General features: G+C 48.4%; 20 protein-coding genes. 6 read left to right on the top strand and 14 right to left on the bottom strand.

Annotated features, from left to right (window positions below; translation table 11 throughout):
• Positions 1 to 21 precede the first annotated feature (21 nt).
• On the bottom strand, positions 22 to 1,380 hold the full coding sequence (locus OXN25_18450) for a sugar ABC transporter substrate-binding protein (GenBank protein MDE0426837.1): 1,359 nt from the start codon (positions 1,378 to 1,380) through the stop codon (positions 22 to 24).
• A 210-nt stretch (positions 1,381 to 1,590) separates the two neighbouring features.
• Here OXN25_18450 and OXN25_18445 point away from each other — a divergent pair, with 210 nt between their 5' ends.
• Positions 1,591 to 1,908 (top strand): zinc ribbon domain-containing protein, encoded by a 318-nt coding sequence (locus OXN25_18445; GenBank protein MDE0426836.1) that lies wholly within the window; start codon positions 1,591 to 1,593, stop codon positions 1,906 to 1,908.
• A 25-nt stretch (positions 1,909 to 1,933) separates the two neighbouring features.
• Entirely contained in the window at positions 1,934 to 2,893 is a 960-nt protein-coding gene (locus OXN25_18440; GenBank protein MDE0426835.1) for a cation diffusion facilitator family transporter, read from the top strand.
• 172 nt (positions 2,894 to 3,065) lie between these two features.
• Here the strand turns inward: OXN25_18440 and OXN25_18435 are convergent, their stop codons facing one another.
• The 3 genes from OXN25_18435 to OXN25_18425 form a co-directional block, all read right to left on the bottom strand.
• Positions 3,066 to 3,608, bottom strand: a complete 543-nt coding sequence (locus tag OXN25_18435) for a hypothetical protein (GenBank protein ID MDE0426834.1) — start codon at positions 3,606 to 3,608, stop codon at positions 3,066 to 3,068.
• Positions 3,609 to 3,740: 132 nt separating this feature from the next.
• Positions 3,741 to 4,778 carry a Gfo/Idh/MocA family oxidoreductase gene (locus OXN25_18430; protein MDE0426833.1) on the bottom strand — a complete coding sequence of 346 codons (1,038 nt, stop codon included), beginning with the start codon at positions 4,776 to 4,778 and terminating at the stop codon, positions 3,741 to 3,743.
• A 79-nt stretch (positions 4,779 to 4,857) separates the two neighbouring features.
• A complete protein-coding gene (locus OXN25_18425; protein MDE0426832.1) occupies positions 4,858 to 5,793 on the bottom strand; it encodes a hypothetical protein in 936 nt (311 codons plus the stop codon).
• 427 nt (positions 5,794 to 6,220) lie between these two features.
• Here OXN25_18425 and OXN25_18420 point away from each other — a divergent pair, with 427 nt between their 5' ends.
• Positions 6,221 to 6,382 carry a DUF433 domain-containing protein gene (locus OXN25_18420; protein ID MDE0426831.1) on the top strand — a complete coding sequence of 54 codons (162 nt, stop codon included), beginning with the start codon at positions 6,221 to 6,223 and terminating at the stop codon, positions 6,380 to 6,382.
• A 44-nt stretch (positions 6,383 to 6,426) separates the two neighbouring features.
• On the opposite strand, the gene OXN25_18415 is transcribed toward OXN25_18420, so the two are convergent.
• The 7 genes from OXN25_18415 to OXN25_18385 form a co-directional block, all read right to left on the bottom strand.
• Positions 6,427 to 6,690 carry a hypothetical protein gene (locus OXN25_18415; GenBank protein ID MDE0426830.1) on the bottom strand — a complete coding sequence of 88 codons (264 nt, stop codon included), beginning with the start codon at positions 6,688 to 6,690 and terminating at the stop codon, positions 6,427 to 6,429.
• A 33-nt stretch (positions 6,691 to 6,723) separates the two neighbouring features.
• A complete protein-coding gene (locus tag OXN25_18410; protein MDE0426829.1) occupies positions 6,724 to 7,344 on the bottom strand; it encodes a hypothetical protein in 621 nt (206 codons plus the stop codon).
• A 321-nt stretch (positions 7,345 to 7,665) separates the two neighbouring features.
• Entirely contained in the window at positions 7,666 to 9,090 is a 1,425-nt protein-coding gene (locus tag OXN25_18405) for a hypothetical protein (GenBank protein ID MDE0426828.1), read from the bottom strand.
• Positions 8,978 to 9,889, bottom strand: a complete 912-nt coding sequence (locus OXN25_18400; GenBank protein MDE0426827.1) for a hypothetical protein — start codon at positions 9,887 to 9,889, stop codon at positions 8,978 to 8,980. The genes OXN25_18405 and OXN25_18400 overlap by 113 nt, the downstream gene beginning before the upstream one ends.
• A 14-nt stretch (positions 9,890 to 9,903) precedes the next feature.
• The gene (locus OXN25_18395; protein ID MDE0426826.1) at positions 9,904 to 10,734 is read right to left on the bottom strand and encodes an SDR family NAD(P)-dependent oxidoreductase; all 831 of its coding nucleotides are present in this window, start codon (positions 10,732 to 10,734) and stop codon (positions 9,904 to 9,906) included.
• Between the two features lie 330 nt (positions 10,735 to 11,064).
• Positions 11,065 to 12,816, bottom strand: a complete 1,752-nt coding sequence (locus tag OXN25_18390; protein MDE0426825.1) for an ABC transporter ATP-binding protein — start codon at positions 12,814 to 12,816, stop codon at positions 11,065 to 11,067.
• The gene (locus OXN25_18385) at positions 12,813 to 14,579 is read right to left on the bottom strand and encodes an ABC transporter ATP-binding protein (GenBank protein ID MDE0426824.1); all 1,767 of its coding nucleotides are present in this window, start codon (positions 14,577 to 14,579) and stop codon (positions 12,813 to 12,815) included. Before OXN25_18385 ends, OXN25_18390 begins: the two co-directional genes overlap by 4 nt.
• 164 nt (positions 14,580 to 14,743) lie before the next feature.
• Between OXN25_18385 and coaE the strand changes: the two genes are divergently transcribed.
• Positions 14,744 to 15,427, top strand: coding sequence for a dephospho-CoA kinase (gene coaE / locus OXN25_18380; GenBank protein ID MDE0426823.1), 684 nt, complete (start codon positions 14,744 to 14,746; stop codon positions 15,425 to 15,427).
• 64 nt (positions 15,428 to 15,491) lie between these two features.
• Here coaE and modC read toward each other — a convergent pair whose 3' ends face one another.
• From modC to modA, 3 genes are read right to left on the bottom strand one after another with little or no spacing between them, the layout of a single operon-like run.
• Positions 15,492 to 16,565, bottom strand: coding sequence for a molybdenum ABC transporter ATP-binding protein (modC, locus tag OXN25_18375; GenBank protein MDE0426822.1), 1,074 nt, complete (start codon positions 16,563 to 16,565; stop codon positions 15,492 to 15,494).
• Between the two features lie 6 nt (positions 16,566 to 16,571).
• Positions 16,572 to 17,237, bottom strand: coding sequence for a molybdate ABC transporter permease subunit (modB, locus tag OXN25_18370; GenBank protein ID MDE0426821.1), 666 nt, complete (start codon positions 17,235 to 17,237; stop codon positions 16,572 to 16,574).
• On the bottom strand, positions 17,234 to 18,019 hold the full coding sequence (modA, locus tag OXN25_18365) for a molybdate ABC transporter substrate-binding protein (protein MDE0426820.1): 786 nt from the start codon (positions 18,017 to 18,019) through the stop codon (positions 17,234 to 17,236). The genes modB and modA overlap by 4 nt, the downstream gene beginning before the upstream one ends.
• A gap of 173 nt (positions 18,020 to 18,192) precedes the next feature.
• On the opposite strand from modA, the gene OXN25_18360 reads away from it, so the two are divergent.
• On the top strand, positions 18,193 to 18,999 hold the full coding sequence (locus OXN25_18360) for a sugar phosphate isomerase/epimerase (protein MDE0426819.1): 807 nt from the start codon (positions 18,193 to 18,195) through the stop codon (positions 18,997 to 18,999).
• Positions 19,000 to 19,037: 38 nt separating this feature from the next.
• Entirely contained in the window at positions 19,038 to 19,664 is a 627-nt protein-coding gene (locus tag OXN25_18355) for a hypothetical protein (GenBank protein ID MDE0426818.1), read from the top strand.
• Positions 19,665 to 19,809 lie beyond the last annotated feature (145 nt).

Below are 19,809 nucleotides of genomic sequence, written 5' to 3'. Positions count from 1 at the left end.
GTCCGATGCTGCTTGAGAAAATTATAATTCCCCCCAGCGTCCTTGGTCTTTTGCAATAAGTGCGCGGACTTTCTCGGCAAGGTCCGTGAGTGCTTCTCTGGGAGTCTGCTTCTCTGTTACCGCGGCGAAAATAGCATCGTTCAACAGGTCAGCTCCCTCCGACCAGTAGGGATTCTGGTAACGTGGCGGTAAATCGGGTGCAAGTTCGATAAATAAGTCTCCAAGCGGTTGTCCTCCCAAATAGGGGTCAGGTTCTTTAAAGATAGGTGCATCCCATGCGGATTTGAGGGGCGGTATAATTCGTGTTGTTTCATACCGGTTCACGAGTCCGGGTCGGTCAAAATAGGTAAATTTGAGGAGTTCCCAAGCTTTGTCAGGATTTGTGCACTGCGTGGTCATCCCGATCATCGTGCCCCCACGTGTCGTCGTCCGTCTGCCCCCTGGATGCCACGCTGGCATGGGTATCGCCTTCCATTTGCCTGACATCTGGGGCACTTGACTCTTGAGAATCCCGACGTACCAATCGGGTGAGAGAATAGAGAGGATTTTACCGTCTTGCATGGCAGCAAAATTGCTGGGGTCGCCGTGCCATGTCCCGTAGACTGGCGTGGCGATTTCATGTTCGTTGAAAAGCGATGTGAAAAACTCTAAGGTTTCAATTGCGAGTTCACTGTCAATAATGACGTTGCCTTCTTCATCAAAAAAGCCCCCGCCTTGTTGGAGGAGCAGGCTGAAATAGTCACTCTCCGTGCGCCGGTCCAGGACAATAGCGTATTGATCGATTTCACCATCGCCATCAAGATCGCGAGTCGCTTTTTTCCCAGCGACGATAAAGTCGTCCCACGTTTCGACCTCAGTCATCTCAACACCTGCGGCTTTAAAGAGGTCATCGCGATAGAGAAGCACAACAGGATGCAAATCGTGTGGGATTCCGAAAATCTTTCCTCGATAGGACCACGGCGTAAAACGACTGACGACCAATTTCTCCATCCAACCTTCGCTTTCCAAACGGGGGCGGAGATCGACGAAACCGACCTCGTCAATTGCACCTTTGAGAAAACGACCAATAGATGTAATCTCGACCTCAACGAGATCGGGTGCTCCGAAATTCGAGAGCATCGCAGCGAGGAGTTTATCGTGCATTGTGTTGCCGAAATTGATAAGCTGCACGTTGACCCCTGGGTTCTGCGCCTCAAAAATCGGCACGCGTGCTTGGTACTCCTCGTAGTGGGTATTGGCGAAAATCCAAAATTCCAGATTCTCACCCGTTTCTTCGGAACGTCCGAAGATAAAAAGGGTAGATACAAGAAAAAGGACCAACATGACCATGGGTCCCTTACCGAGCGGAAAGCTCTCTACATCAATAGGAAGGCGAAACATAAAAAACTCCGATTCCAAAAAATTCGCTTGACTTTTGCGGACGTAACGATTAAAATTTACCAAAATATCTGGTTTTTAGCAACAAACTTTTTCAATGGCTGTTAGCAGTCGGCTATCAGCAGTCAGAAGTCGATAAGAGTCGCGAGCTGGAGCTCGCTCCTATAGAAATACCTGTTTGCAGAATACGTCAGAAATGGAGGATAGTTTTATATGCCTACATACGAGTATAAATGTCTCGCCTGCGATAATCAATTCGAGCGGTTTCAGGGCATTACTGCCCCACCCCTTGAAGAGTGCCCAGAATGCCACGGTAAAGTGAAACGGCTCATCGGCGCAGGTGCTGGGTTGATTTTCAAAGGCTCCGGTTTCTACATCACGGACTACCGGAGTGAAGGGTACAAAGAATCAGCGAAGAAAGATAAAAGCGAACCATCAGACAAAAGTACTTCATCGGACAAAGGCGAGAAGAAAGAAACGAAAACCGATACGAGTAGCGAATCAAAGACTAAATCTACTGATTCGGATTAAACGAACACACCTCAAGGGAGACGCTGTGCACAATCACAGTCATGACCATCACCACCCTCATGGCGATGGACACGCGCATAGCCATCAGACGCATCTTCAGAAGAAATTCAAGTTTGCTGTTGTTGTCACGTTCTGCGTCTTCCTCGGTGAACTTATCGGAGGTATCTGGTCAGGCAGTTTAGCACTGCTAAGCGATGCAATGCATGTCATGTCGGACGTTTTTTCGCTGCTCATCAGTTGGTTGGCGATTTATCTCTCGACTCGTCCTGCGACTGCCTCCCGAACTTATGGGTATCATCGCGCCGAGGTGTTCGCCGCCCTTGTCAACGGCGTATCCCTTATTGCAATCTCATGCTGGATTTTCTATGAAGCCTATCAACGGTACACATCGCCAACGGAGATAAAAGTAACCGGGATGTTTATTGTGGCATGCCTCGGTTTTGTTGGGAATCTACTCATCTTATGGCAGCTCCACGGTGGCAGTAACAATGAGTGGCACGGAAACCTCAATGTCCGAAGCGCGATGCTCCATGTGATAGGGGATACGCTCTCCTCGGTCGCTGTTGTCGTTGGCGGCGCGATTATCTATTGGACAGGATGGTACCCGATTGATGCGCTGCTGAGTTTCCTCATAGGTGGGATCATACTTCTCGGTGCGGTGAATGTGACGCGGGAGGCGGTACATATCTTGCTTGAAAACTCACCTCGGAATGCGGACGCACAGACTGTTGCTACGCATCTTCAGGGATTAGACCCTGTCAAAGACGTTCACGACCTACACATCTGGTCGCTGTGTTCCAACTATTGTGCCTTGAGCGCACACATTGTGGTCGACGAAAACACAACCTTAGCACCCGACCGGATTCTTGAACAGATCAATGCTGAATTGCAAACACATTTCGGCATTAGCCATACCACGTTGCAGCTTGAACAGGTCGCTTGTGCACAGGCAGGAAATCTCCTGTGCAATGCACAACACTCGTAGTAATTGCGGGCAGGTACAAGACCTGCCCCTACTTCATTCAGATTGGGTTTCCGTTAAGAACGCAAACTAACAGTTTGCGCTACAATCCCACAGTTTACCCGTGCTCTACTTCTAAACGATGCGCCTGTCAATAAGAACGCAAACTAACAGTTTGCGCTACAAATCCCACAGTTTAGCCGTGTTCTGCTTCTAAACGATGCGCCTGTCGAATCAGTGTAGGATCCTTTGCGAACCGTTGTGTCGCCTTAACTAACCCGCTCACGTGGGCTACCATATCCTTCTCCACCTGCACAACTCGGTCCATCAGATACGGTTGATTGCCCTGCTCAATTGCCCTTCTCATAATAGAGAGGAGGTGCATATAGATCGTATCCGCTTCGCTTCCCTCAATTGCAATCGCTATCCCAAAGGCTTCATCGAGCGAGATGTTTCCGCTACTGACTCTTTGTTCGTGTGCATCCAGTGCGTCTGTAATTTGCCGAACTGGAACATCCGACAACTCGGGCACAGGCGAATCAATCCCGAAGGCATTAACACACAAAGCTCTCCCAAAATCCACGAGGATATAGTGTTGCCACTCTTCCGTGCTCATCTGTTCCCAAAATCGTGCGATTCGTTCATCCACATCTCCCAAACGGAGCGAAAGGGAGGCATACAGTTTCGCTTGCCGCAATTCAATATCCTGACAAAAATCAAAAAGTTCTCCTAATGTCATGTTACTCCTAAGTAGTCTGTCCAGTCTAAAATTGGAGATTGTCTGGAGTTGACCGATTCATTTCATATTACAACGGGCAATGAATTGCCCTACTACGAACGAATTCGACTACAATGTTAGGGCGGCCTGCCATTAGATGTGAAGTGGCAAAGTAATCGCTGTGCCGGACTGCATACTCTGCGTGACGGCTTCGGTAAACTCCATGTACTTCACACCCGTTTCAAAGTCTGTGTGTGTGATAACCTCTTCGCCACGGATAGCGTTCACGAATTCTTCTTCGACCCGCCATGCACCTGCCTCTGCATCGGGGATGTCAATCTCGTTAAGTTCGGTGTCGTCTTTCTGTCCACCGTAGAGGCGATTTCCTGAAAAGCGTAAAGTCCCGTTGCTACCGAAAACATAAACCTCTGGTGCCCCTGCTAATCCGGCAACGTTAGAAACCTGCAGATGAAGTTGCGCCCCGCAGGCGAGATCCCCGACAACATCAATATGTTCAGGTATCCGAACAGAACGCATCACACCGTCAGCATCGGGACGCATTTTGACGAAGGTCTTTCCCATCGCCATAATCCGTGTGGCTTCGCCGACCCAACGGATTAACGCTTCGTACCAGATGCCCATGCTCATGATGTTAAGTCCACTGAGATCGAAATCTTGCCGCCACTGGAGGGAGGCTTCGCTGTCGAGAAATGCGCCGCCTGCGCGTGCTTCTATGGCAAGCACATCCCCGATATATCCCTCAGAGATGAGACGTTTTATGGTGTTATCTACTCTCAGCGTCATCGGTGATGGGACAATCTGCGCGATGAGGTGCGTTTTTTGACGGGATACGGCACGCATGGTATGTGCTTCTTTGGCGTTCATTGCCATCCGTGCCTCGCACATCACGTGTTTATCCGCCTCAAGTGCTGCCACAGTGGCGCGGCAGTGCATATAGGGCCATGTCCCGATGACGATTGCGTTGGTATCCGGGTCAGCGATAGCGTCCTGCCAATTGCCGTAGGTTTTGGGGATACCGAACTCGTCCGCTACGCGTTGTGAAGATTCCTGACTCCGATTGCAAACCCCGACGATTTCAACGCCTTCGATAGCTTGTAGTCCGGGAATATGCCGTGATCTTGTATTTCCACCTGCGCCGATAATACCGACTCGAATTGTATCTTGTGCCACTTATTTGCTCCTTCCATTTTTTGTGTCGCAGTGTTCATTTTACAAAAATTTGGGAAGAGTGTCAAGTGGTAATTTTGGGTTAACAGCACAATTCATCTTCTTGCTCAATGCGCCCGAAATCTTTCAGCGTTTTCAGGGTATCAACCGTAATCCTGGATTGCCACTCTTTCTTTGCTGTTTGCCATGCCTCTGGATATTGATCGTCCCAGGAGAAATTCGGGGACCAAGAACCGTCCTCGCCCTGCTGTTCAATTTCAAAGTCCAAGTTCATGGCTACTTCATCTTGAAGCCGAGCAGCTAAGGGCGATTCTGGAGAGGGCACCACCCACAGAGGTTTGAGGACATAGCCGGTCAACTCCTCGGCGTTCCGGGCAACACCGTGCGCTGCTGTTCGGGCGAGTTTCGCCCAGATTTTGTCCCTATTCGGCAGTGCCTCTGTCCCCGCGAGCCGGACGAAACAGAGGGTGTCGTGCATCTCCATTTCGTCAGGTAGGGAATCCAGATGTGCCAGAACGACATCTGTTAATGTCTTTAACAATGGCACCGGTACGCCATCGCTAAATTCTTGCAAATATCCGACGATCTCAGCACGGGGGTTGACCAGAAACCGACCGAAACTTTCGGGACTGCTCTCATAAGTCCACCAAGGAGCGTGAGGTGCGTCCTCCACTTCAGGTGGCACGATATGCCATACCTGATGGGACTCGTCATAGGTATCGATAAAATACTGGATTCCCTTCTGGACTAATGTGTGACTGGCAGGTGCTTGAATTTCCCTAAGAATCTGGAAACCTATCGTAGTCGCAATTGCAGACGAGGCAGGCGTTCTGAGGTCAGGCTCCAGACTGTGGCCGAAACCGCCGTCATCGTTTTGATAAGGTGATAGTGCGGCGAGGACGGCATCGGCAGATCCATTTTCAAAATGGAATTCAAAACGCTTTTGGTCCAACGCCCTCCCCTGCTCCATTATAAAATTCTTTGCGCTCTGAAACGCAGCTTGCGTGAGTTGTTTCATCTATTAAACCTCTATTCGGCCATTCCTATTGATAGGACTCTCTAAGAAGACCTCCAAAATATGTCCCTTAATTAACAAATCAATAATTTATTTTAATCTAATTGTATTAATATTTTCCTTAAAATGTTACACTGGTGTAACATTTTAGTGTAAGTGTATAATGTTAGAAAACCCAGTAACCGTAAGGGTTTATGGTCTATTTTTTTCTGAGTTGAAAAAAAATAATTTGGCGAAAAGTGTAACATTTTACACATTGGTGAATTGCCTTATGGGTATATCTAATTTTTTGTAGATTGGTAGCGTATCGCTCTTCTGTGAAAAAAGTTATAGTATATTATACTATTTCTATTAACATAAGTCAAGTTAAATTTTAAAAAATAGATAAACGGCATCCATAGGATGGAAAATAAAGAGTGGTTAGGCTTTGTTGGTTGAATTTATCGTCAATCTATTCGCACATGGATGGGCGGAGGTAGAGATTCTTGAGAATTACCCTCACCTTGTGCAAGCGGATATTCGCGCGTGTTTTGCGTATGCGAGCACGGTGTTACATACGCAAAAAGACTATCCACGTACTCCTCAATGCTGAGAAATGTGATTGCGTATTCAATGGAATTAACCTTGTGAAAGAAACTATTTCGTTTGTTTCGGTATCGTGATAGTTTCAACGATAGCCGTTGACTTCCGGCGTTCGGCTTCCTTACGACTTATAAATCTGCCTGTCCGGGCATCACGCCCCACCTTAAAAGTAGTGGACTGCGATTTCTGTCCGTTTGAAGATGCTGCTTTTTTATTACCCTCTTTACCATAAAGAACCTTTTCCACTGCTCGTTTTGCTTGACTTCTCGTAAGTTTCCCACGTTTGGGGGAAAACTTGATGGTTCTTCCTCTTGCCACTTTAATCACCTCCTTAAATCATGTTGGACTATACTAATCTCCCTTAGTCTCCAACCACTGTGCGACCAACAAAGTATAATCGTTAAATATCAACTCTTCAGGTATCAGCCGAGCCTCCCTCGCTGTTTGGGGCAATTTTTCTATAAATTCTTGGTAACGTTCCCAAATGATATTTCCACCCGGAATTGTCTCACGTCTTGATGCATTGCGGAGCCAATCACGGACAACCTTTACAATGGTTTCAGAAGTATCGTTATGCGCCTGGATATCTTGCCCTGCAATATCAGAGATAAATTGCTGATACCTATACGGCTCAGTATCCAGAATCAGACATCTTTTTCTTTTTTGTTCTTCTATACCAAATTTCTTCGCGCCCAGAAAAATTCCCAATTCCAACGGCATATTAAATCGAGGAAAACCGGAAATCGTATCTAATTGTATTCGGGATATATCATGGATTCCATAACGGCAATCCGCAATTATGTTATAGATCTTATCAATCCGAACTTCGCTTGCATCGTCCTCTTCAAGTGCACAACGCGGAATAAAACCACAATCATGGATTGTAAATACCATTGCATCAAACAAGTGCTTGTAAGCTGAATCAAATGGACAATTGATAAAAACATTGTCGTTATAGTGAGCTGATTGCATGAATTCCTATATCAGTTTCAAAGGGTTGTTTCCTACAGTTAACCTTCCAACTTTAGTATAGCATATATCTAACGAGAAATCCAATTTTTTCACAAAACTTCTCGCTCAATTGTCTGAAGCAGGATGGACGGGATTTTCAGGACTATTGAAAAAACGACAAGCCTTCTGTTCATAGAAATTCTCGGCGTGTCGGCCTTCTATTTCATCTCTTGGTCAGCTTTCGCTAACAAGAGAATGTTTGATGCCGTTAGGTGCAGAATGTACGCGGCTATGTATTCCGGAACAGCGATTTGGTTGGGCCCCTGCCCATGTCCAGACTGGTTATTGCGAATAGTGGGAACAATTGAATCGCAAATCTATGTTGAAATGTACTCGACTATTACGTTCAAGTATCTCCCGTGCCTTCACTTCCGCATGCGGACGAATGAACGCATGAGCATCGGGCAATACAACCATTGATCGCTGTGCCTTGCTATTGAGATGCCACAAGCACGGATATTCAGCCGTATCAGGACATCCGTCTTCAACATCAAACGCTCCTCGTTTCCCGGGATCATGGATATCCCGATGGTCTGCGCCAAATTGAGCAACATCTGAGAGAAAACAGATTGGTAAGTCGATAGCAGCTTTCTGTCGAGGGAATTGCAACTGTCCATTCGCGAGTTGATATGCCGATTGAATTGCTGTTATGTCTCTAACGCGGGATATAGGCCATCCTACTGCCCCGGATGTCAAGGGTGCCGAAATGGCGAATCCGAGAACATCACCACCAATACGAATAGGATTGCCTCTATTAATACCATCTTCAAGACAGCGAATATCCCCAATTCCACGAATCGTTTTCCCGATTTCCAGAGCTTCTAATTCACCACTGGGACCCCGTTTAAGACATACAAAAGTCGCACGTCCAATGTTCTTTGATTTTCCCTTCGTTGCGATGACGAGACACTCTGCCATATTAGTATCCGCTGAGAATGCGCAATTCTCAGTGCGGGCATCGGCAATCGTAATAACAAGAACATGATGATATTCCTCTGTCCACAATTTTCGCACCTTCTGCCAACTACTTCCAGTGATCGCTGTAACCGGTAGCACAAACGCCATTGTACCATTGCGTTTTAGCATTCTATCAGCAAGATCAACAAAATCGGGACCCGCCCCAGGATTGTTACCTCCGAGCCGCCGGCCTTGCGCCCGACGCGATGCTTGCATTGCGGATGCTTCCTTTTTGTCGGCGAAAATACTTTTAGGCAGATTAGAGTTGCTATCTGCCCCGCTCCGCGTGTAGGGTGGATTCTGAATAACGATGTCGAATTCGCCATGTTTGAATGCGTCACTGAGGTCAGTTGTTTGCGTGCCTTGTCCGGTAGCGGTTTCTGTCGTGCCGAGATTCAAGGGAAGTGTCCCTGCTGGATCACTGAGAAGGTTCAAGGCACCGATGGCGTAAAGTCCGTCAGCGCGCGGGGTGCCGTAGGGCATTGTGTGGATACGCGTGCCGCCGATACGAACATCAGGATAGGTACTTGCAATGATGGAGGCAGTCAGATGTGCAGCGTTAGGTAGGATGTCGCATCCGACGAGATTCTTCTCCATCATGTACTGATGAATACTTTCTCCGTTCCCACCTGTTTGTTCATAGAGCATCAGGAGGCGTTGATAGACACCATTGAGGAGTGAACCTGTGCCGCAAGCGAAATCTGCGATTTTTAGTTTCTTTGGATCGCTCTTGAGTTCGGGTAACGCCAAGGCACAGAGGAGTGCGGAGGATTCGGGACGGGTGTAGTTCGCCTTGAGAATTTTCTGAATCGAGCTGCCCGTAATCAGCAGTGAGTTCGCTGAGCGATGGGACAGCCTCTAAATCCGGTTTACGTGCAAGAGAACTTTGGAACACCAGGGCGTTGCTAATAATGAGCATCGCCATTTGCGTTGTCTGGTCACCTGGTTCTTGGACGAGGAGTTCGCCTATCCTTTTACCGATATGGGGTCGGTGTTGGATTGCCCCATTGACGATGACGGCGGCACGGTGAATGCCGTTCTCCAGCACCTCGGCGGCTCTCTCAATTTTGGTGATAGGGGTTGCACCGATGCGGATAGCAGTTGCGATGTCGGCGATACTGCCTTCAAGCCACCCTTTTTTGGGAAATCTATCGGGTTCGTCAATGTTGAGGAGGGCGTACGCGAAGTCATTTGACCTCTCCAAATTCTCGCGGATTTCGTCACGGGGCATTATACGGAATCTGTAGGGGAGGCGGATCGCTATTGCACTGGCAACCGTTTCACCTGTGGCACGGAGGGTTTTGCCCAAGTAATATTCACACGCCTGTTTTTCGCCGGTTTCATTGGGACCGCGCTTGTGGTCGATTTTTACTTCGACTGCCAGCGGATACCGTTCGACTGTGCGGATGATTACATCGGGCTTTCTTTGATTTTCGAGGAGTGGTCTTGTCGTTTGTTCGTAAATGCGCCATGTGGCACTCATCGGCATGAGAATTTCGACGAATAGGGTGGTGATGGTGTCTTCGCTGTTGGTGTGTTGGCGGTTCATGCGTTTTCCTTTAACTACCACATCACCGTCCCACCCGTGTTAATGTCTTGTCCGGTCATATTGGCGGAATCCTCAGAGGCGAGGAAGACGGCTAATGCTGCTGCATCCTCTGAACCGGAACCTTTGTCGCTGTAGCCTTCATCTGCACACCACCTACCGGCGATGACGCTTTTCGGGTTCGTTCGTTGGTATCGCTCGCGTAAGGCTTCTTCATCAAAGGGTTTGTTCATATATTCGGCTCTGCCTTTTGCGAGTTCAAGACTTCTCTCTACGTGCCAACCGGGACAAATAGCGTTGACGGTGATGTTGTAACGTCCGACATCGGCGGCGAGGGTGCGTGTGAAACCGATTACGCCCATCTTTGAGGTGGCATAGGGTGCTCTGTGTGAAAGGGGTTGCTTGCCTGTGCCGGAACTGAAGTTGATGATTCTCCCGTACTTCTTGCGGATCATCTCTGGTAGAACGGCTTTAGAGCAGATAAACAACGAATCGAGGTTAACCTCAAGTGTGCGTCTCCATTCCTGTAGACTCATGTCCCAGATGTCCTTTGTCGGTCCGGCAATGCCGACAACGTTGGCGAGTATATCGACGGTGCCAAACTGCTCAATGGTTGCTGCGACCATTTCGTTGAAAGACTCTTCTTTCGATACATCCGTCTCAAAGCAGCGTACGTCCCCACCGGCGGCTCTGATGTCTGAACCGACTTTTGCCTCCAACTCTTGGACAGGGATAACGTCACAGATGGCAACGGCTGCGCCTTCCTTCGCAAAACGGCGTGCGACTGCTTCGGCGTGTCCTCTACCAGCACCTGTTACGATTGCGACTTTATTTTCTAATCTTCCCATGAGATTCTCCGTAAGTTATACCAATTCTAATTGATAATTCCTCTTAAAAGGTTGACTATTTTTCAGCGATGCTCGGTGCGGTTAGAAACCGCACCTACCGGGTGTGGTGTGAGTGGGTTCGGTTAATGCGAGATAAACTTTTAGAAATGGTATTATATCTTAGATTTCATCGTTACCAATACAGCGAGGACCGGCGAGGTTAGGAAACCTCGCCTACCAAGCAATGAAACCGATGAAAATTCTCCGTAGGTTATTTTACATTTTATCGTTACCAATACAGTGCGAACCGGCGAGGTTAGGAAACCTCGCCTACCAAGTGTGGGAGGATCGCTATTCGCCCTCCCATAACCGCCGCATCTCCTCAGAGGCGCGAAGCAATTCGTCCAACGTTCCGACCCCCTCAATACGACCGTCCTTGAGCAAAACAATCTGATCCGCCTGCTGTAAGGCGGCGCGTCGATGGGAAACAACGAGACAGGTTGTTCGCTGCGTCTCAAAGAGTCGTTTCCATAAGGTCTGTTCAGTTTCCACGTCAAGTCCAGAAGAGAGGTCATCAAAAACAAGCAAATCCGAATCCCGGACGAACATCCGCGCCGCTGCAGTGCGTTGCATCTGTCCACCCGACAATTTCACGCCACGGGGACCTACAACGGTTTCGAGTCCATCTTCAAGCGTTGGGAGATCTGTTTCCATGACGCTGAGGCGAACGGCTCGATTTAAGTTGTCCCAATTCCAAGGCAAACCGAGGAGGATATTGTCGCTCAATTTCTCGCTGAAGAGTTTGGGGGCTTGGGGTGTATATGCACAACGCGGTGGCACGAAAAAGGACTTTAGATCCGTAATAACTTCGCCGTTCCAGCGGACCTCTCCTGCTTGCTTCGGAAGCACACCTAAAAGTGTTTGCAAGAGCGTTGTTTTACCAGCACCAATCCGTCCCGTGACAACAGTAAAGGAGCCTGCTGGAACCCGGAAACTAATATCGGAAACCCCTGCCGTTGAACCATCGTAAAGGTGCGTCAAGTTAGTGATAGTAAGTTCATCAAGGCGATCGGCTTCAGTGCGTTCGGGCATAACGAGTGGTGGCTGTGTTTCTTTGAGATAGACCGGTGTATGTTTCACCAAGTCTTCGTCTGGCATCTCCTCGACGGTCTGTTCCATACGATTGAACGACACTTCTGCGCGTTTGTGCTCTGCCATTATGCCACCGAGGAGGGACCCGCTTCTGGCAACGTCACCGGCGTAGGTTGTGAAAAGCGCGAAATCGCCGACAGTAAACGTACCCGCTTTCATCTGTTCAGCAACAAGAATCAGAATTACGCCCGTTGCGAGCTGATTGATATTGAAACTCATAGATCTGAGGAGCTGATTAAACAGGTTATCCACGAGTGTCGCTTTCCGGCGTGCGTCGTTGAGTTGATGGAAATGGTTAATGACATTGGACTCTGTCCGCGCCACTTTCACCGCCAAGATAGATTGGAAGAGCTCGTTGATGAAGTTGGTTGATTTTTCCGTCGCAATCCGTTGGGCAGCCCGATACTTACGAATGAGCCGTCTGGCGAAATTAATAATTGAAATAATCAGAATGGAAGGGACAACAGCGATGAGGGTTACAGTGACATCAATGCGTGCCATCCAGATGATTGCCAATATTGCGAAAAGCGTATTTCCCCAGAGGTGGATATACTGCTCCAGATACCGTATAATCGACTCAACATCGTCGCGTAGGCGGTTGGTTACCTCGCCCGAAGCCGTTGAGACGCGATGGGGCGAGGACATATCCATGATGGCTGTCATGAGGTTTTTTCGGAGCAGCGTAGAAACGGCGTAACGCCAACGCGCCCATACAAACGCCGAAGAGATGAGTACACTCCGATCACCGAGTTCAACAATGATAAAGAGTGCGACAAACGTCCAGGGATTGAATCCAGCGGGGGAGTCGCCGGTGAGGGCATCAAAAAATCCCTTCATAATGATACCAAAAGCAAACGGCACCAGATCATCTAAACCCCGAAAGAAAATAGTGCTGAGGAAGAGGAGTGGACGATACCGGATGAGTTGAATCGCTGACTGTCCTGTCGTCATTGCGTTACCTCCTCTAATCCTGTCTTTAGGAGTCCTGAGAAGACCGAATCAGGATTGCGGACGAGTTGCTGGCGTTCACCGTATTCTTGGATTTCGCCATCGGCAAGAATCATAATATCGTCTACCTGTTGAACGGTTCCCAAACGATGGGCAATAATAATACTCGTTCGCCCTCTCAATAACCGCTGGACGGCTCGGTCAATTCGCTGTTCAGTCGCCGGGTCAAGTCTTGAGGAGGGTTCGTCAAGAATGACAAGCCGTGGGTCTTTGAGAAAGACGCGCGCAAAGGCGAGAAGCTGTGCTTCACCAGCGGAAAGCCCAGTATCTTCAAGCATCGTATCAAGTCCATTCGGTAAACCTCTATACCAATCAGACAGCTCCAGTTCTTCAACAACCGACAAAATCTGGTCATCGGGAATTGTGGCATCAAAGAGGGTTAGATTCTCGCGTACAGTCGCATTGAAGAGTTGAACATCCTGTGTGACCATCCCAATCTGGCTTCGCAAAGCCTCAAGTTGAATTTTCTCAATTGGCTTACCACCGACGCGAATCTGTCCTTGATTAACCTCGTAGAGCCGGAACAGGAGACGGGTGATTGTCGTCTTACCACTGCCTGTGCGTCCTAACAGCCCAAGCGATTTCCCCGGCGATAGTTGGAACGAAACATCCTTCAATACCACTTCATCTCCGGTGTAACTAAATCTGACGCGTTCAAAGTCGATACCGAGTGCATCTGATCCGGGCAGATCTTCGGTGCCGTCCGCTATTTTCGTGGTTCTGCGATAGAGTGCCTCAATCCGTTTCAATCCGGCAGTCGCCCGTTGGAGCTCGTTAATCTGACGGTTAATCATGTAGAGGGGGCGCCGGAGCATCGCTGTGTATTGGAAAACGAGGAAGACAGTCCCGATTGTGAAGACCCCTCTTTGATAGAGATAAATCCCCATTCCCATTGCCAAGGCGTTCCCTAAGGCAAACAAAACGCCGCTAATCATTCGTAAAACTTCGCCCATCACATGTGCTTTCACGGCGCGCCCGTATACATCGCGATTGACGTCGTAAAACCGATCCATTGTGTAGCCGACCCCGCCGTTGGTTCGGAAATCTTCGATTCCGATCAACCGTTCTTCAAGAAATCCAAAAAGTCTTGAGTAGCCCTCGCGTTCAGCGGCATAGAGCGGGACAGCAATGTTCCGAGTGAGATTGTAGACCCATACAGCAATAATTACAAAAACCGTGAGTGCAACACCGATACGCCAATCTTCTCGGGCAACCAAAATCAGGACACCGATGAGAAATATGAAACTCCCAATCACCTGAAGCACAAATTCAGAGAAAAAGTTCGAGAGTGCAGTGGTATCGCCATCAACGCGCTCGACCATTTCACCGGGCGTGTATTCATGATGGAAAGACATATCCAAGTTCAGACAATGGTCGGCAAGGTCTTCGCGCATCTGATTCGTGGCGCGCCATCCGACATCCTGCCCCAAATAAGAACTGACTAAAATCACCAGTTGCCGAACAAATCCAATCGCAAGGAATATACAACCGGCGATGATGAGGTTGCGTGTCGCGCCGCCGGCTTTTGCGGTGTCAATAAAATAACGGATAATTTGCGGATTGACAAGGTTTAGACCGATCCCACCGAACATAAATACAGCGAGCAGCGTGACACGGAGCCACTGCGGTCTGAGGTATTGTGAAAGGAGTGCGGCGTATTGCCGGAAGGGTACTCTTTCTAAATTGGGATTATCTTTTTCGTGCACTTTGTCTCATCCCGAATATAAACTGGTTCTTCGTATAAAAAACACTGCGGATTGTCGGGCATTATAGCATGACCCTGAAATCAAGTCAAGGATTTTTAAGGGTTATGAGTTGTAGGTTGTGGGTAAGAGTTAGAATTGGGAAATCGTTCTTACAGAAGATAGGATTGACAAATTTCAGCGGATGGTATACACTCAACGGTATGAGAACCGAAAAACACCGCGAACGTGGTATCATTGTCGGGATAACGGGTGGAATCGCCTGCGGAAAGACGACTGTCTCCGATCTTCTTGCTGAAAAAGGTGCGATTCCAATCAATGCTGATGAAATTGGACACGAACTCCTCAAAGCAGATAGTCCGGTTATTAACGTTCTAATTAATACATTTGGACAGGGGATACTCGAAGATACTGGGGATGTCAGTCGGAAAAAACTGGGTGCTATTGTTTTTACAGACAAAGCCGCTCGGGAACAACTCAATCGCATCCTGCATCCGTTAATTATCCAGCGTTCACGCGCACGCGCCCGCCAACTCGTTACGGAAGACCCAAATTGTATTGTGCTGCTTGACGCGCCGCTCCTCATTGAAGCTGGTGCTTATGATACCGTTGATCTGATAGTCGTTGTGACAGCACCAACGGCAACACAAGTGCAACGCACTTTGGATCGCAGCATTGCACAAGGTAGATCGCTTACCAAAAGTGATGTCCAAGCACGAATTGATGCCCAGATGCCGCTCACCGAGAAAGTCACATACGCCGATGTTGTGATAAAGAATGCGGGGACGCTTGCTGAACTTCAGCAACAGGTAGACACGCTTTGGGAGGAACTTCAGAAGCGTTGTGCGTAAAGCGTATGCTATGGAAAGGGACGCACGATTATAACTGCACCTATTATTTTCGCAGATAAAGTCCCTAATCCCAGAGGCGATTGATAGCACTTGCTTTGATGACGCAATAAACCTCCAAGTCCTCTTTCAATTGCATCTGCTCACGTGCTTCGTGCGTGATCTTCACAGCGAGATGATACCATTCAACACGGATAGATACCCACGTCCGTTCGCTCCTGACATCAAGATATTGAATTGTCCCGCGTAACGTGTTCCGCGCGCTAATCGGCAGGTTTGGTTCGAGCGAGATGATAATATCCTCAGCGCGGATAGCAACCGGTACACTATCACCGACTTCCGCCTCACTATAAGGAATTACAAGAGATTGGTTTCCGATTTCCAACCACGTCACACCGAGTGCCTTATCTGAAAGCTTCACCGGAAGGACGAGAATGTTCTCAACACCGGTCAATTGTGCGATAGGCATTGCGGAAGGAGCGGTTAGCAACTGGTGTGGTTCACCGTTTGCCATAATTTCGCCGTTAGCGATTAAGAACGCTTCGTCGGCGAATGCCATCGCCTCAGAAAAGGCATGGGTAATGTAGAGGATGGGTATATCAAAAGCGTCTTTAAGATGGCGTAGATAAGGGATAATTCGATCTTTTAGCGCGCTATCAAGCGAAGCAAGCGGCTCATCCATGAGGAGCATCCGCGGTTCCATAGCGAGTGCGCGGGCAATTGCGACGCGTTGACGTTGACCGCCTGAGAGTTCTTTCGGGTATCGCTGAAGCAGTTCGGAAATTTCAAGCACATCTATGGCAGGCGAAGATTTTCGTGGACTGGGTTGTCCATATCGGATGTTTTGGGCAACGGTGAGATGCGGAAATAGATACCCCTCTTGAAAAACGTATCCGAACCGTCGTTTTTCGGGCGGTAGATTAATTTTTGAGGTGGAATCGTAAAGGATTTCGTTCCCGAAGACGATCTCACCTTCGTCAGGTGTCAGGGTGCCGCTGATGCAATTGAGCAGCGTACTTTTCCCGCTCCCAGACACACCTAAAAACACCGAAACCTGCTTTTCCAGTGTGCAATCGACTGCCAAAGTGAAACTACCGAGGCGTTTGCGAAAATTGAGGTTGATTTTGGGCCTGCTTGTCATAAGAACCTATCGGAGAGTAAAGCGTTCCGTGAACCAGAGTGCCACGAAGGCAACAACGGTTGAAATAAGCACCAGTCGATAGACAGAGGCATCTTCACCAAGATGGACAGCACTGAAAATCGCCAACGCCATCGTCTGAGTTTTACCGGGAATGTTTCCCGCCACCATAATAGTGGCACCAAACTCACCAAGACTTTTGGAGAAACCGAGGATCGTTCCGCCGATGATGCCGCGATAGGCGAGCGGGAGCGTTATTGTCCAAAACACTTTGAGGGGTGATGCCCCAAGCGTACGCGCCGCGTTTTCAAGCTCGACGGGGACAGACTCCATGCCTGTCACGATACCCCGCACCAGCAGCGGAAATGAGATAATGGAAACTGCGAGCACAACTGCCAACTGCGAAAAAACGATCTCTATACCGAAAGTCCGATAGATAAATCCACCAATAACCCCGTATTTTCCCAATAGAATGAGGAGTAAATAGCCACTGACGATAGGGGGCAGCACTAACGGACACATAACGAGTGTATTCAGCAAAGTCTTCCCTGGAAACGAGCGTTTTGCCAATAGCCAGCCGATCAGTAATCCCGGTGGGAACATTATAACCAGACTGAGCAATGCGACTTTTATAGATAAAGAGAGGGCAGCAACTTCGGCGGGCGTTATCCTCATTTTAGAGCCAAAACGGTGAATCCGTGCTTTTCAAAAATTTCACTTTTCTCAGCAGACTGGAGATAGGTAATAAACCTACGCGCCAACTGTTTCTGCGGGCTATTTTTTACAACGACGGCCGGGTAAATGATAGGTGTATACGCTTCAGGGGGTACTTGACAAAGCACCCTTACATAGTCGCTGAGGACTGTATCGGTTTTGTAAACAATGGCTATATCCACATTTCCAGATGTCACATAAGCCAACGTAGCACGTACATCCGCACCGAAGATAAGTTTCGGGTGTAGGGTCTCCCACAATCCGAGGTGTGTTAAAGCTTCTTTGGCGTAAGCCCCAGCGGGTACGATACTTGGATGCCCAATCGCAATTCTCGAAATCTCAGGTGCAGCGAGGTCAGCAGGTGTATCCACAGAAAGCCGTTCGGTTTCATCAGAAACGATTACCAATCGATTGGTTAGCAAATTTTGGCGACTCTCGGCTTCAAGCCTCCCACTATCTTCCAAGGCAACGACTTGACGGGGACTCGCCGAGATGAAGACATCCGCGGGTGCCCCTTTTTCGATTTGGCGTTGTAAGGTCGTAGATGCCGCGAAATTGTAAAATACTTTAACACCGTTTTCCGCTGTAAATGCCGTCCCAATTTCAGCGAGGGCATCCGACAAACTGATTGCAGCGAAGACGCTTAATTCGATCGGCTTCTGCTTTTCCGTTGCACATCCCGAAAACACAGTGAGCATCAACACTAAACCAATTGCGATAAGATCCCTAACACTTGGCTGCATTATTTGCACCTATCGGAAAAAATACTTGACAATTATAGCGGATATGCTAAACTGTGTCAAGCGATTTTCAGTTATCGTAGCAAAGTTTCCTTGCATTCGGTCTATGTCTATGGTATCCTATTTAAATAAAAAACCGACGTTAGGTAAACAGAAATAGACGTTAGGGGAAAACTATGAAAATAGGTTTATGCACCATCGCTTTCCAAGAAAAACCGTTGGAAGAGGTTATTGATATCGCGGCGGACTACGGTTTCAATGGTATCGAGTTGTGGGGAAAACCTCCGCATCTACCAGCGGAATACGACGAAAGTTATGTCAAAAACGTTCGGGATATGGCACTCCGTAAGGGATTAGAGATCTCAGCGTTCGGTTCGTATGTGGATCCGCTGATGCCGCTCCATCAGAAACACTTCGAGGCAGCCTTTAAAGTCGCATACGATTTAGGAACCAACCTCGTGAGAATCTGGTCGGGTGGGGGTCCTTCAAAATCCATTGCGCCGGCTGATAAACGCTTAATTCTTTTCCGACTGGTGAGCATTACCCAATGGGCAAATTTTCGCAACATTCGGCTCGGTTTGGAAATGCATAACAATAACTTCACCGATAGTGTTGCCACTATTTTGGAAACGATTGAGGGCATTAACCAGCCAGCGTTGCAAACGTATTATCAACCGCTTGCCCGCACTGATGCTGATGAACCGCATACTGCCGCTGAGAAACTCGCTTCACACATCATAAACGTCCATGCTCAAAACTTCGACGAGAACGGCAAAGGGTGTCCTATTGCAGATGGCGTTGTCGATTATGCCCGAATCGTTGAGATTTTAGGTGCTGCTGGATACAGTGGATACTTAGAGGTAGAGTTCGTTCACGGCGATAATAAATTGGAGGCTTTACAACGCGATCGGGACTATCTCGCCAGTTTGATTAACGCTGTAGATGGCGATACACTCAAAGATTTAGACATCGAGCCTGTGTAAAGTGTAAAGCGTTTCCGAGAAAACAGTTGGAGAACGTTATGCGCTTGGAAGTAGGTATCATTCAATTGGTGGAGGAGGTCATCGGCATCAAAGCAGAACGCCGCGCACAATTCGATTGGCTCTGCAATAAACCGCGCCGTGAAGATTTCGGTAAACATTACGATGCCGTGATGACACTTTACACTGCCCTGGAAGGGGATTGGGCAGGCACAACAGCGAAAGCGGATGGCTATCTGATCCCAGATGCGTATTTTTCGGAGCCTTATCACTTTATTTTTGAATTCGATGAACTTCAACACTTTACACAATTCCGGGAACGGACATTCCAGCATTATCCAGCAGATATTGAAATCGCCTATGCGCTGCAAACATACCGCCAGTTTTGCCATCAACACCACGCTGCAGCACTCGCAAAGGGACCGGCTCGGTTCCGCAGAAATACTGCAGACTTTCCCTATACAAACGGACGCGCAGCACAGCGCGCCTTTTTCGATACATTCCGAGATTGGCTGCCACCGTTGCACGGGCTCAATCCGACCCTAAGATTAGCTGAATTTGAGGTTGTGCCTATTCTCAACGGACAATTAACAGACACCGCAGCGAAGGATTACATGCAACGCCTGCTTCACCAACGACTCAGAAAACTCTTAACACTCAAGAAATAACAGGATTTATGCAGCATAAAAGAAATTCACCCATTCCGACGCAGCCGGTGCGGTTAGAAACCGCACCTACCAGTGGAATGCGGTTACAAACGACGCAGCCGGTGCGGTTAGAAACCGCACCTACCAGTGGAATGCGGTTACAAAC

It is taken from the genome of Candidatus Poribacteria bacterium (assembly GCA_028820845.1).
Lineage (GTDB): Bacteria > Poribacteria > WGA-4E > WGA-4E > WGA-3G > WGA-3G.
Note: the sequence above shows the minus strand (reverse complement) of the source record. Positions and strands in the feature narration are given on the sequence as shown.

Excerpts from the sequence above, each read along its gene's own strand:
- OXN25_18450 (MDE0426837.1), bottom strand. The coding sequence starts at position 1,380 with ATGTTTCGCCTTCCTATTGATGTAGAGAGCTTTCCGCTCGGTAAGGGA.
- OXN25_18435 (MDE0426834.1), bottom strand. The coding sequence starts at position 3,608 with ATGACATTAGGAGAACTTTTTGATTTTTGTCAGGATATTGAATTGCGG.
- OXN25_18400 (MDE0426827.1), bottom strand. The coding sequence starts at position 9,889 with ATGAACCGCCAACACACCAACAGCGAAGACACCATCACCACCCTATTC.
- OXN25_18355 (MDE0426818.1), top strand. The coding sequence starts at position 19,038 with ATGCGCTTGGAAGTAGGTATCATTCAATTGGTGGAGGAGGTCATCGGC.
- OXN25_18425 (MDE0426832.1), bottom strand. The coding sequence starts at position 5,793 with ATGAAACAACTCACGCAAGCTGCGTTTCAGAGCGCAAAGAATTTTATA.
- modC (MDE0426822.1), bottom strand. The coding sequence starts at position 16,565 with ATGACAAGCAGGCCCAAAATCAACCTCAATTTTCGCAAACGCCTCGGT.
- OXN25_18360 (MDE0426819.1), top strand. The coding sequence starts at position 18,193 with ATGAAAATAGGTTTATGCACCATCGCTTTCCAAGAAAAACCGTTGGAA.
- modA (MDE0426820.1), bottom strand. The coding sequence starts at position 18,019 with ATGCAGCCAAGTGTTAGGGATCTTATCGCAATTGGTTTAGTGTTGATG.
- OXN25_18445 (MDE0426836.1), top strand. The coding sequence starts at position 1,591 with ATGCCTACATACGAGTATAAATGTCTCGCCTGCGATAATCAATTCGAG.
- OXN25_18395 (MDE0426826.1), bottom strand. The coding sequence starts at position 10,734 with ATGGGAAGATTAGAAAATAAAGTCGCAATCGTAACAGGTGCTGGTAGA.
- OXN25_18410 (MDE0426829.1), bottom strand. The coding sequence starts at position 7,344 with ATGCAATCAGCTCACTATAACGACAATGTTTTTATCAATTGTCCATTT.
- OXN25_18390 (MDE0426825.1), bottom strand. The coding sequence starts at position 12,816 with ATGACGACAGGACAGTCAGCGATTCAACTCATCCGGTATCGTCCACTC.
- modB (MDE0426821.1), bottom strand. The coding sequence starts at position 17,237 with ATGAGGATAACGCCCGCCGAAGTTGCTGCCCTCTCTTTATCTATAAAA.